This window comes from Pseudomaricurvus hydrocarbonicus, from assembly GCF_011602365.1.
Classification (GTDB): Bacteria; Pseudomonadota; Gammaproteobacteria; order Pseudomonadales; family Cellvibrionaceae; genus Pseudomaricurvus; species Pseudomaricurvus hydrocarbonicus.
Window position 1 is genome coordinate 1 of sequence record NZ_JAAONZ010000028.1, and the last position, 13009, is coordinate 13009.

A 13009-nucleotide genomic window follows, 5' to 3' on the forward strand; every position below is an offset into this window, starting at 1 on the left:
TATTCGGTATTTTGACGTTACCCCTCTGCACGGGCAGCAGGTGTTCGATGATTTTGAATTGCGCGTTTGTAATTTCCATAGGCGCAAATTTTACCAAAATTAGTGTGAACAGGCCCTAGAAGCTTTGTTTTTACATCGAGTGGAGCTGTTTGGCTATGAGTAACGACAATAAGATTTACGCACGCTCCATCCATACACTTCCGGTTCGGAGGGTGTTTTAAGCACCTCTCAGCACGGCACAAGTACTCCTTTTGCTCCTATCTTTCGCAAAACTCCCATCCGACTTTGTTAAGAGACTGAAGATCTAACACTTTGAGTGCAGCTGCCACCCCGTGTTCGAAGTGGATGTCAGCCGTTCAGGATTTCTGGGTTCACTATCAACAATCCGGCTGCAGCGCAGCCGGATTTGTCATTTCCCGTGCTAGGGATTGGCTGCATATACTCACTGCATACACAGATACGGCATTCAGGTTGAGTAAGTACCGAAGTATTTCCCATAAAAAAGCCACTGACGAATCGGATATTAACCTGTTTTAAGCCACACATAACTATCAATCAGTCACATTAAACTTAGGAGATATTATGGATCGTTATATTAACCGACTGTTTCACGTATGTATTACGGTTGCCGATATTGACGCAGCACTGGAATTCTATTGCGGTGTTCTGGGGTTGGAATCAATCGGCCAGCTGCGTCATGAACGCGCACCAGGCGAAATTCTCGGTTTCCCGAACCAGATCATTGAAATCCATGCCGACCACCTCGTAGGAACGGACAAAGAAAACGCAACTGTTATCGATCTGATTGAGTTTGTCGAGCCCAAGACTGTCGTCAACACTGAATCGGCCGCACCGCTGAACCATGCTGGCATTAATCGTATGGCGTTTGGTGTGGATGATACCGACGCAATCTACGAGAAGTTGAAGGCGCGTGGTGATATCAATTTTCTATGCGAGCCTCAAGTTGTGATCGCGCCGACCGGTGGAAAATTTAAAATTTTGACGTTCAAAGATCCTTTCGAAAATATCTTAGAAGTCATCGAGTACTGCGAGTAATCATGGCGTTACACCAAGGATTACTGACTTGGTTTTTTATAACCTTGACTAATCGGAGAAACTTAGATGAGTGTTACACAAGACAAAGTTGAAATTATTGATGTCATCAATCTTTATGGCGTCGCGCTTGATAGTCACGCCTGGGATGTGTTGGATGAGGTGTTTACCGAAGATGCACATGCCGACTTCGGGCCCGCAGGGGCGGTGTGGAAGTCAGTGGCTGCACTGAAGTTCGCCTTCAAGGACTTTCACGAAACACTGACCAACCATATGCACACCATGATGGGCTCTTGCATTCACGTTGATGGCGATACCGCCTATGCGCTGACTTATGGCGATTGGCTGCTGTCGCGCGATACGGCCGAAGGCGGCCCTGACTGGGTGGGTCGTGGCTGGTATGACGATGTATTGGTACGCACTGACAAGGGTTGGCGTATCAGCAGCCGTGTCTGTCGGTTGATCTCCTGGACCGGCAACCCGAACGTACCGGAACCTGCGTACGAACAGCACCCAGTGATGACGACGCATACGCTGCGCAGTTATCGCGAGCAGGGAAAAGTCCGCTACTTTCAGGAAATTGCCAAGAAAAAGTAAGTCGAGCTCAAACCACACTCCGTGCCTTGCGTTAAATGGTATTTGGCGGTGCTGGGCTCGAATCCTTTCCCTTGTTCAGAATTTCCGGATGATCTGGAATTTATTATAGAGGTCAGTAATGAACGAAGAAACCGTGATTTGGATGGTAGGCATCAACTGCAACGCCGAAGATATAGAAAAGTTCGAGGCCTGGTACGACGATGTTCATGTGCCGATGCTGTTAAAGGGCGATTTCGTCGAAAAGGTACGCCGCTTCAAACTGTCAGATGAAACCTATCATGTCGGTGTTACCACGCAGCCGTGCCCCACTTATCTGACGATTTATGAGTTCGCCAATCAGGAAAAATTTGATGCGTGGATGAACAGTGAGGCACGTACTGAAGCCGGTAAAGACAAAGAAGAAACCTGGAGCGATAAAGTATACGACGTCCAGTGGGCAACACTCTACAGCCTTGCCAACGCTTGGAATGTATAAAGGAAGGAAATTACCATGAACGCATTAGTTAAGAAACTCCTACATGTTTGCATCACCGTGCCTGATGTTGATAAAGCCCTGAAATTCTATTGTGATGTGCTAGGGTTTGAGTCGACCTTCGAAACACGCACTGATGAAGCTGATGGACCGCTATTGGGTTTTTCTGAAGATGAGATTAGTATTTATGCGCATCACGTTCTCACCGCTGGTGCAGACGCCCGGCATGCCACTGAGATCAATCTGATTGAATACACCAAGCCTGCCACCATCGAGGGCAATGGTCCCTATGAGTTGATGAATCAGGTAGGCATCACGCGCCTGGCGATGTTGGTTCTGGATTGCCAGGAAGCGTTTGAAAAGATCAAGGGTTACGAAGGTGTCGAAGTGGTCTGCCCACCAAAGGACATCGTTATCCGTAAACCAGATGGCAACCAGACCATGTCCTGGTTCAGTTTCAAAGATCCTTATGGAGTGTTCATTACTATTGCTGAGCCGCCGAAGGCCTAAATTCAGCGTATTTTGAGAGTGCGGTTCTGCCTGGGTAGGACTGCTCACAGTCCAATGACAGGAATCCCGGAGTTAAGATGCAGATTGATGTTCTGGTCGATGTTAAAACGACCCTCGGTGAGGGGCCTTTATGGGACGTACAAGAGCAGCGCTTGTACTGGATAGACGTAATTGACGGTCGCGTCTTTCGCTGTACCGCCGATGGTCGTGAGGTCCGTTCGTGGGATATGCCTGACTCGATTGGCTCATTGGCACTGCGCCACGATGGCGGTGCCATCGTGGCGCTGGGTTCAGGGCTTCATTTCCTCGACTTCGATACTGGTGAGACTGAGTTGGTCGCTCACCCGGAAAAAGACAAACCGCACAACCGCTTGAACGACGGTAAGGTGGATGCACGCGGACGTTTTATTGTCGGCAGCATGGATACCCGTGAGGGGTTTTCAGACGGCCGGCTCTTCAGAGTCGATCCAGATTTGAAGGTGCACGTGCTTGATGTTGGCTTTGCGATCTCTAATGGGCCTTGCTGGAGCCCGGACGGGTCCAGATTTTATTTCTCAGACACCTTCTCCGGGGAGATCTGGCAGTACGACTACGACCTGGACACTGGCAACATCGCTAACCGACGGACCTTTACCAATGATGGCTTTACCGCCACGACAGCGACTGACGGCTCAACCGTCGATGCGGAAGGTTTCCTTTGGAACGCCCACGTCTACGAGGGAAAATTGTGTCGCTATGCACCGGATGGCAGCCTGGATCGTGTCATCGAGATGCCGGTAAAGAAGGTAACCAGTCTTAACTTTGGTGGCCCCAACATGGACACCTTATTTGTCACCTCTATGACCAAACCACCGCTACCGCGTTATCCCGGTGACAACGCGATGCGTGGCAGTGTATTTGCGATTTATGGGCTGGGTGTGAAAGGGCTGCCCGAGCCACGCTTTGCGGGCTGAGTGATTTCTTGATTCGCCATACGGAAACCCCAAATAAATAAGACTTAAGGAGAACTCCTATGTTTGCCAATCAAATACAGCTATCTTTGAGAGGTTTGTGCCGATCGATTATTGCCAAACTCGGAACTTCAACTGTCTCGGGCCTCTCTATTGCTGTTGCCTTCCCTAATTTCTCGGTCATGAGTACGTCAGTAATATTCTGGATCTTTACCTTGAGCCTTCAACCCTCCAAAGTAACTCCGAGACGTGACGTCTGTTTAGCATACTAATTTTAACTCTTACGTCCGAGAAAACTTATAATAACTTCATGTTTTTTTGACGCCGATTTAAGCCATTGGAGCTATCATGCACTTCGACCTGAGGGATCTCCAGCTTTTCGTGTGTATTGCTGAATCCGAAAGCCTTACCCATGGTGCGAAGAGGGCCAATATATCCCTCGCGGCGGCGAGCAACAGGCTCAAGGGTTTCGAGGAACAACTGGGAACCCGCCTGTTTTACCGCGAGACCCGAGGCGTAAGTCTAACGACCGCGGGTACACGGTTGCTGCGGCAGGCACGTGGCATCCTGCAAAAGGTAGACGCCATCAAGGCCGATTTCTCTGCTCCTGATGATGACAGCGCCGGGCACCTGCGTATATCAGCCAATACCACCGCGGTGACGGAAATCCTGCCCAGTGTACTGGCGGATTTTCTGGCGCAGCGTCCCGGTGTCAGCATCGACCTTCAGGAGGCGCTCAACCGGGACATCGTTAAAGCCGTTATCGACGGTTCTGCTGATCTCGGCATTGTATCGGATGAGGTAAAGGGCAGTGGACTGGAGGTGATCCCCTTCGCCACCGACAAGCTGCTGCTGGCGGTGCCGGAAGGCAGCAAACTCGTGAGTCAGAGGGCGATCAGTTTTTTTGACACTCTGGGTGAATCCCATATCGGATTGCATGAAGGGAGTAGCTTGTTCACGTTTCTGGAAGCGGTGACACGTGAAATCGGTGGTATCTACAAGCCTAGAGTTAAGGTTTTCGGATTCGAACCCGCCTGTCGTATGGTGGAATCGGGGGTCGGTGTTGCCGTTGTGCCAGAATGCTGTGCCTTTCGCTATATCCAAACGATGAACATGAAACTGGTGGAACTGACGGATACCTGGGCTACGCGAAGGCGTTGCATTTTGCTAAAAGACCGTGAATCGCTGCCCCGATGCGGACAGGCACTGATCGAGAGTGTCATCGAACGATACGGAGATTAATCTGGGGCTCCGTCAGGAAAGGTGATCGTTCATCCCGCCTTCTTGGTGTCTGATAGGCCTGTTTGAGATCCTTTTGTTTTCCAAAACGGAGGCTATCGGAGATCGAAATTTTCATTGCTGCCTGCTTGGTTCATCCTCTGTAAAAACCGAAAGCGAGACGAGTCATGAAATCGGATTCTCCTGAGAACTGGGTGGGTCGACATATTCGAACACTCGATAACATTTCAGAACTTTTGTGCAGCCGTATGGCGGCGACGTTTAATATCGCCAAACTCAAGCAATACGCTGATCTGCCCGCACTGTGGCATTGGGCGTTTTTCCAGGATCCCGCTTCGCAGGATGGCCTGGGCCCGGATGGACACCCAAACGTGAGTGCTTTTATCCCCGGGGTTGAAGGTTGTGCACGCATGTGGGCGGGCGGTCGCGTCAAATTTCTGGAGCCGCTGAAGGTTGGGCTCGATGCGTCACGTGAATCCAGCATCATCAAGGTGGTGGAAAAAGAGGGGCGCTCGGGCAGGCTTATTTTCGTCACTGTGCAGCATGAGATTTATCAGGAAGGCGTGATGTGTATCAGTGAAGAGCAGGATATTGTGTATCGCCCGCCAGCTCCGGTGAGGATCGAGCCGAAGCCCTTTGAAGAGGCTTTTGACTGGGTTGAAGCGGTCGAGCCAACACCGACGTTACTGTTTCGCTATTCCGCCGTGACCTTTAATGCTCACCGCATCCATTATGACTGGCCCTATGCGACCGAGGAAGAGTCATACCCGGATCTCGTCGTGCACGGTCCACTGATCGCCACGTTGTTGATGCGAGCCTTCGTCGACGCCAATCCGGATCTGCGACCGACCTACCTCTCCTACCGGGGCCTTCGACCCCTCACCGCCGAGCAGACCTTTAAGGTATCCGGTCGGCATCTGGGTGATGGCAAGGCAGCGCTTTGGGCGTTCAACAACAACGGACTGGCGCATCAGGCCGAACTTCAATTTGAAGAGAAAAGCTGAGGTTCCGCCCCAAATCCGACGGCATGGTCGGAGATCGATTTCTTTTAGCAAGTAACACTGTCAGTCAGTGCCGTTACCGAGGTGGCGGTGAACGAAACAACGAGAGGAGTACAACAGTGCATAACACCAGTATTGGCGCGGGATATGACGATATTCGTGATGCGGTTCGCACACTTTGTGCGGAGTTTCCAGCCGAGTATCACCGCAAAGTCGATGAAGAGCGTCGCTACCCCGAAGAGTTTGTCGATGCCCTGACCAGAAACGGTTGGATGGCGGCGTTGATCCCCGAAGAATACGGCGGTTCTGGCCTCGGTCTTGCTGAAGCCTCGGTCATCATGGAGGAGATCAATCGTGCGGGCGGCAATTCCGGTGCCTGCCATGGCCAGATGTACAACATGAACACGCTGATCCGCCACGGTTCGGAGGAGCAGCGCAAGTTCTACTTGCCGAAGATCGCCAGCGGTGAGCTGAGACTGCAGTCGATGGGCGTGACCGAGCCGACCACCGGCACGGATACCACCAAGATCAAGACCACTGCTGTGCGCAAGGGCGACAAGTACGTCATTAACGGGCAGAAAGTGTGGATCTCCCGAGTACAGCATTCGGACCTGATGATCCTGCTGGCGCGCACCACGCCACTGGACCAAGTGAAGCGAAAGTCCGAAGGGCTGTCGATCTTCCTGGTCGACCTGAAGGAGGCCATCGGCCACGGCATGACGGTTCAGCCGATCGCCAACATGGTTAACCATGAAACCAATGAGCTGTTCTTCGATAACCTGGAAATTCCGGTTGAAAATCTGATCGGCGAAGAGGGGCAGGGTTTCAAATACATCCTCACCGGCCTGAACGCTGAGCGCGCACTCATTGCTGCCGAATGTATCGGCGATGGTTACTGGTTTATTGACAAAGTGACCAACTACGCCAACGAGCGCATCGTGTTTGGCCGCCCGATCGGTCAAAACCAGGGCGTACAGTTCCCTATCGCCGAGAGTTTCATTGAGGTGGAGGCGGCCAACCTGATGCGCTTCGAGGCCTGCCGCCTGTACGACGAGCAGCAGCCCTGCGGAACCCAGGCGAACATGGCGAAGTACCTGGCGGCCAAGGCCTCATGGGAAGCTGCCAACGCCTGTCTCCAGTTCCACGGCGGTTTCGGATTCGCCTGCGAGTATGACATTGAGCGCAAGTTCCGCGAGACCCGACTGTATCAGGTGGCACCGATCTCGACGAACCTGATTCTGAGCTACGTTGCCGAGCACGTACTCGGTATGCCTAGGTCGTTCTAACTCAGGTGTTGGTTGCCGGGAGCTTTCCCCGGCGATTCCCGATAACGCATCAACAAAGGTGGTACTTTGATGCAGAACACTATATCCAAACGTCCGCTCGACGGGATCAACGTGATCAGCCTCGAGCACGCCATTGCGGCTCCCTTCTGTACTCGGCAACTGGCCGATCTCGGTGCCAACGTCATCAAGGTCGAGCGCCCGGGCAGCGGTGACTTCGCGCGGGGGTACGATCAGCGGGTACGGGGGCTGTCGTCCCATTTCGTCTGGACGAATAGGTCCAAGCAGAGCTTGACGCTCGATCTGAAGTCGGATGACGCGAAGCCGGTGATGAATGCCCTGCTGGAGAGTGCCGATGTCCTGGTGCAGAACCTGGCGCCGGGTGCTGCAGCACGCCTTGGGCTCTCGTTCGAACAGTTGCACGACCGCTATCCACGACTGATCGTCTGCAATATTTCCGGCTATGGCGAGGGCGGACCCTACCAGGACAAGAAAGCCTACGATCTGTTGATCCAGAGCGAGTCAGGTTTTCTGTCGACCACTGGGTTGCCCGGTGCGGATGGTATGTCGAAGGCGGGCTGCTCCATCGCCGATATATCCGCCGGTATGTATGCCTACACCAACGTGCTATCGGCGCTGATTCTCCGCCAGCAAACAGGGGTGGGCAGCGCCATCGATGTGTCGATGCTGGAAAGTCTAGTCGAGTGGATGGGCTATCCGATGTACTACGCCTTCGAGGGGGCCGAGCCGCCTCCGCGGGCTGGCGCGTCGCACGCTACCATCTATCCCTACGGCCCCTTCTTGGCAGGTGACAACCGTGCAGTCATGTTGGGGCTGCAGAACGAGCGCGAATGGCAGTCGTTCTGCAGCACCGTGCTGGAGCAGCCTGAACTGGCTGTAGATGAACGCTTCAGTGCCAACTACAAGCGCTCTGAGAACCGTGAAGAGCTGCGCGACCTGATTCACGCCGCGTTCAAATCACTGTCATCGGCGGAGGTTGCCGAGCGTCTCGATAAGGCCAAGATCGCCAACGCGCAGGTCAATGACATGCACGCGGTCTGGGCGCACCCGCAGCTCGAATCCCGTCAACGCTGGACCCGCATCGACAGTCCCGCAGGCGAACTGCCAGCGCTGGCGCCGCCGGGGGTCAACAATGCTTATACCCCTCGGATGGATGCGGTTCCGGGGCTGGGCCAGCATACCGAGGAGATCCTCACCGGACTTGGCTACAGCGAACATGACATCGAGCAGTTGAGACGTGAATCCATTATCTGAAGGTGATCAAAGTAATGACAGTATTCCAGAAAACACGATCGGTTCTGTTCGTGCCGGCATCTCGACCCGAGCGCTTCGGCAAAGCGCTTGCAAGCGGTGCCGATGTGGTCGTCATCGACCTTGAAGATGCGGTCGCAGCAGCTGAGAAAGATGCAGCGAGAGAGTCGCTGAGAGCGTACCTCGAAGCCAATCCTGACTTGGCGGTGCTGGTGCGCATCAATGCCTCCGGCACTCAGGAGTTCGTTCAGGATTTGGAACTCTGCCGCCAGCAGCGCGGCGTTGCCGCGATCATGGTCGCGAAAGCGCAGAGCGTGGAAGCGTTGCAACTGGCTGCCGCCACCGGCAAGCCGATCTGGCCGCTGCTGGAAACCGCTCTTGGTATCACTGAGCTGGCGAACATGGCCAAGGTGAAAGGGGTGGAGCGCTTCTGCTTCGGAGCCCTGGATATGGGCGTGGATCTGGGCCTCAAGCCCGACACCGCTGGTGCCCAGCTAATGCTGGACCGGGTGCGCGTCGATCTGGTGCTGTACTCCACGGTTGCGGGTCTCCAGGCACCGATCGAAACCGTTTACCCTTCGATCGATGATGAGGCGACAGTGGAGCGGATCGCGCGACAGGCCAGCGAGATGGGCTTCTCCGGCATGCTCTGTATCCACCCACAGCAACTGGTACCGATACACAGAGGTTTCAGTCCTGATGTCACTGATCTCGATTGGGCGCGGCGTGTGCTTGCCGCTGCAGAAAGTGGCGAGGGGGTGTTCAAGTTCGACGGCAAGATGGTGGATGCCCCTGTCATTCAGCGGGCGCGCCTGATCGTGAGTCAGGCGGGCGATGAGTATTGACCGAAATAAAATTAAAGAGTGGTTAGAGCCTCTATGAAGCCGTCGTGCGCGATGGCGATATACAGAGCACTTTGCATCACCCAGCACGTGCATCCGTACTCGGCCTATCGGAACACAATTCCGATTGAACGGTAGGGCGCCTATCCAGGCCGAGGAATGGCTCACTTCAATGAGTCGTACGAATACATTGACCGTGGTGGAGCGGATTCCTCATCCCTGGATGAACATATGCGCCCTAAGGTGGCGCATATGTTCGCTATCTCAAGCTGCCCGGTCGACGTAGGTGCCATTCGGCAGCTTGGGTAAGGCGATCTTTGTCATTTGGGAAAAGGTCTTAGTCCAACTCAAGGATTCTTAAGTTTGATTTATCTGAATATCATCTACCCATCGAAGTAGCTACTGTAGAGCGTGCAAAAGAACGGCAATCCAATGGCAGGGTCATTCTGGAGTGTCTGCTACTGCAATTTGCGGTCATGGTTCGGTTTTCAATTCATATTTTCTGATCAACGAAACCTGAAGTTAAGGTTAAACGTTTCAAATGCAGGAGTATTACCCATGGAACAGAACACTAACAATAATCCCACCACCTTGAGTGGAATCCAAAACGGCGTGCGCAATGGCGCCGAGTATATCGCCTCTCTGCAAGACGGTCGCTCCGTTTGGATTGATGGTGAGCGTATCGACGATGTGACCACCGATCCCCGTTTTTGTGGTGCGGTTCAGTCGATTGCCGATTTGTACGACATCCAGTGCAATCCGGCTAATGAAGAAAAAATGACGTTTATATCACCAACTTCTGGTAAGCGTGTGGGACGTTCATTCATGTTGCCACGTAACGCTGACGATCTGCGTTTGCGCCGGGAAATGATGAAAACCTGGATGGACGCCGTCGGTGGCATGATGGGCCGTACACCAGACTTTTTGAACGTGATGGTGAGCGCCCATGCTTCTGCCTACGAGTTGTTTTCCGTTGGTGGTGAGCAGTTTGGTGAAAACATTCTGAACTACTATGAATACATTCGGGACAACGATCTGGCATTAACGCACTCGCTAGTGTCTCCCGATATTGACAAGCGTTTGCCCATGTATGAACAGCCTGGCGATATGGTTATGCGCGTTGTGCGTGAAACCGATGAAGGTATTTATGTATCTGGAGCGCGCTCAGTGGCTACCCTCGGCCCTCTGGCTAACGAAGTCCTGATCATGCCCGCAGCCGCTAAGTTCCCTCTGGTTGAAGATGCTGAAGATTTTGCGGTTGGTTTTGCTTGCCCGCTGGACATCCCTGGATTGAAGATGATCTGCCGCCCCAGTTTCCCCACCAAAGGTGGCTTTGCCAACGATCCGCTGTCTTCACGAATGGACGAAATGGATGCCGTACTGTGGTTTGAGGAAGCGTTCATCCCGTGGGAGCGCGTCTTTATCTATCGCGACATCAAAGCGGTGCAGTCGGTGATTAAGTCACCTTCTGGCCCACACGGTTCTCATCAGTCGGGCACTCGCTCACTGGCCAAGATGGAGTTCCTACTGGGTATTGCTTACAACCTGGTGGAAATTAACCACAGTCGTTTCCCTAATGTGATGGTACAGCTGTCCGAGTTGGTAGCTTTTGTGGAAACGCTGCGCGCCTTGATCCGCGTGTCTGAGGTCGACTGCATCAAAGGGCCGGGTGATACCGTAGTACCTTATGAGCAGCCGTTGAATGTCATTCGTGCCCAGTATCCGGCTATGCATGCTCGCGCGTTGGAAATTTTGCAGTTCTTGGGTGCAGGCAATGTGGTTGTTGCTCCAAGCGTTGAAGATCTGAACAGTGAAAACGGCACAGAAATTAAACGCTACTGCGCGGGCGCTGATATTCCCGCAGAGCGCAAGATGCAGATGCTGCGTTTAGCTTGGGATGCCTCGTGTTCTTCCTTTGCCGGTCGTCAAAATTTGTATGAGAAGTTTTTCTCCGGCGATCCATGGCGCAACGCACAAATGCGTGGTGAGCGTTACCCAGGAGCTCGCGAAGCACAAGATCGTGTATGGGCGTTCCTGGATCGCAATGCTGAGTGGGATGAGAAAATCAACGGAAAGTAATCGATAGTGGCCGTGGCAAGGTCACGGCCACTGCAATTTAATAATAATGTGCGGAGTACAGTATGCCTCGTATCCAACTTCCAACACCAGATGAAGCCCCAGAAGCTTTTGAATTACTTCGGGCAAAGCGCGGTCACGCGCCGACGGCACAAGTGTTTCGGATGCTGGCCATTTGTCCGGATATTCTCGAAGCGTTTATTCCCATGGCCGACGCTGTTCGCCAGGGCTGTGGCATTGATCCCAAGCTGCGTGAAATGGCCATCGTGATGGCGTGTCAAACCATGGGTTCCAGCTATGAGCATGATCCGCATTGGAATCGGGCCATTAAAGAAGGTGTGCCCAAAGAAAAAATGCTAGCGCTTTGGGATTTTGAAAAAAGCGAGCTTTTTTCTGAATTAGAAAAAGCTGTTCTGCGTCTCTCGCGGGATGCGACTCGTGCACCAGCGCAAGTCAGTAACGAGGTATGGGAAGCTGTTCATCGTGAACTTGGCTCCCAGCAGAGTGTGGCGCTGCTGTTCAGTATTGGTTGGTACAACATGACCGGTCGCTTGACTGGTCCTCTGGAATTAAGCAACGAAGACGATTTTACCCGGCTATAACCGATTAAAACCGCCTAAAAAACACAATAGGAGCCTTAACATGCCATTACCCAAGCCGGTCTATTACCCCCCATTTAATATTACCCGTTCTAGTCATTCCATCATTACCTCGCGCGACCTGGAAGCAAGCCTCGACTTCTATGAGCAGGTCATAGGTTTGGTATTGACCGAGCGCGATGCGGATACCTTATATTTCCGCGGTCTGGAAGAGGTGTGTCATCACAGTTTAGTGGTGAAACGCCACACCGGTGAGCATCAGGCGGAAGCGATTGGCTTCCGAGTTTACACGGAAGAAGAACTGGATAAGGCCGAGCATTTCTACCGCTCAAAAGGCTTACCAGCAAGCTGGATTGAAGTACCGTACCAGGGACGTACTTTGTTGGTTAACGACCCAACCGGAACTCCCGTACAGCTGTGCGCCACCATGCCGACCGAACCGCGTATGTACACTAACTTCCAGGACTTTAAGGGCGGCGCGGCGATGCGCTTCGACCACTGGCAGATTCAGACGCCCAATGTGCAGGAGCAAACCGATTTCTACGCCGAGATGGGCTTCCGTGTTTCCGAATATATGGTTGTCGGCGATAAGCTGATGACGACCTTTATGTTCCGTAAACCCGGTACTCAGGATATCGTTTTCCTGGAAAACCCTGGCCCACGTTTACACCACTTTGCCTACTCAGTTTCCGATAATAACTCCTTGATTCGTGCCTGTGATATTGCCGGTATTCTCGGTATGGGTGATGTGGTAGAACGCGGCCCAGGTCGTCATGGTCCAGCAGGCGTGATGTTCGTTTATTTCCGTGACCCCGATGGCCACCGTGTCGAGCTGTTCTGTGACCATTACTTCCTGATCGATATTGAAGTCGAGCCGGTTGAGTGGGATATGACAAAACCTGGCTTGTCGATTCGCTGGGGTCTGCCAGCGCAGGAGTGCTGGTACAACGAGACCACTGCATTCAGCGGCATTGAGACGAAGCAGCTGGATTATGAGCGTGGTCCATTGTCTACGCTTGAGACCTATTTGGCCGAGAAGGCGAAAGCGAGAGCCGCCAAAGCCCAGTAATGGGACTGGTAGAAGGAGTCACTGTGGTGACTCCTTTATTATCGAT

13 protein-coding genes are annotated in these 13009 nt (G+C 52.9%); all 13 read left to right on the plus strand.

The genetic code is table 11. The features are described from left to right. Positions 1–582 precede the first annotated feature (582 nt). Entirely contained in the window at positions 583–1056 is a 474-nt protein-coding gene (locus tag G8770_RS22410; RefSeq protein WP_167192198.1) for a VOC family protein, read from the plus strand. 66 nt (positions 1057–1122) lie between these two features. Then, positions 1123–1650, plus strand: a complete 528-nt coding sequence (locus G8770_RS22415) for a nuclear transport factor 2 family protein (RefSeq protein ID WP_167192200.1) — start codon at positions 1123–1125, stop codon at positions 1648–1650. Between the two features lie 118 nt (positions 1651–1768). Continuing rightward, positions 1769–2125, plus strand: coding sequence for a DUF4286 family protein (locus G8770_RS22420; protein ID WP_167192202.1), 357 nt, complete (start codon positions 1769–1771; stop codon positions 2123–2125). A gap of 15 nt (positions 2126–2140) precedes the next feature. After that, positions 2141–2632, plus strand: coding sequence for a VOC family protein (locus G8770_RS22425; RefSeq protein WP_167192204.1), 492 nt, complete (start codon positions 2141–2143; stop codon positions 2630–2632). Between the two features lie 77 nt (positions 2633–2709). Continuing rightward, on the plus strand, positions 2710–3585 hold the full coding sequence (locus G8770_RS22430; RefSeq protein ID WP_167192206.1) for an SMP-30/gluconolactonase/LRE family protein: 876 nt from the start codon (positions 2710–2712) through the stop codon (positions 3583–3585). 345 nt (positions 3586–3930) lie between these two features. Continuing rightward, positions 3931–4824 carry a LysR family transcriptional regulator gene (locus tag G8770_RS22435; RefSeq protein ID WP_167192208.1) on the plus strand — a complete coding sequence of 298 codons (894 nt, stop codon included), beginning with the start codon at positions 3931–3933 and terminating at the stop codon, positions 4822–4824. Positions 4825–4988: 164 nt separating this feature from the next. Next, positions 4989–5825: an HTD2 family dehydratase gene (locus G8770_RS22440; protein WP_167192210.1), complete on the plus strand. Its 837-nt coding sequence runs from the start codon at positions 4989–4991 to the stop codon at positions 5823–5825. A gap of 116 nt (positions 5826–5941) precedes the next feature. Continuing rightward, on the plus strand, positions 5942–7108 hold the full coding sequence (locus G8770_RS22445) for an acyl-CoA dehydrogenase family protein (RefSeq protein ID WP_167192212.1): 1167 nt from the start codon (positions 5942–5944) through the stop codon (positions 7106–7108). A gap of 69 nt (positions 7109–7177) precedes the next feature. Then, positions 7178–8380 (plus strand): CaiB/BaiF CoA transferase family protein, encoded by a 1203-nt coding sequence (locus G8770_RS22450; protein WP_167192214.1) that lies wholly within the window; start codon positions 7178–7180, stop codon positions 8378–8380. Positions 8381–8394: 14 nt separating this feature from the next. Next, positions 8395–9222: an HpcH/HpaI aldolase/citrate lyase family protein gene (locus tag G8770_RS22455; protein ID WP_167192216.1), complete on the plus strand. Its 828-nt coding sequence runs from the start codon at positions 8395–8397 to the stop codon at positions 9220–9222. 555 nt (positions 9223–9777) lie between these two features. Further along, positions 9778–11298, plus strand: coding sequence for a 4-hydroxyphenylacetate 3-hydroxylase family protein (locus G8770_RS22460; protein ID WP_167192218.1), 1521 nt, complete (start codon positions 9778–9780; stop codon positions 11296–11298). A 62-nt stretch (positions 11299–11360) separates the two neighbouring features. After that, the gene (locus tag G8770_RS22465; protein ID WP_167192220.1) at positions 11361–11897 is read left to right on the plus strand and encodes a carboxymuconolactone decarboxylase family protein; all 537 of its coding nucleotides are present in this window, start codon (positions 11361–11363) and stop codon (positions 11895–11897) included. 40 nt (positions 11898–11937) lie between these two features. Then, positions 11938–12963 (plus strand): VOC family protein, encoded by a 1026-nt coding sequence (locus G8770_RS22470; protein ID WP_167192222.1) that lies wholly within the window; start codon positions 11938–11940, stop codon positions 12961–12963. The last annotated feature ends 46 nt before the right edge of the window (positions 12964–13009 follow it).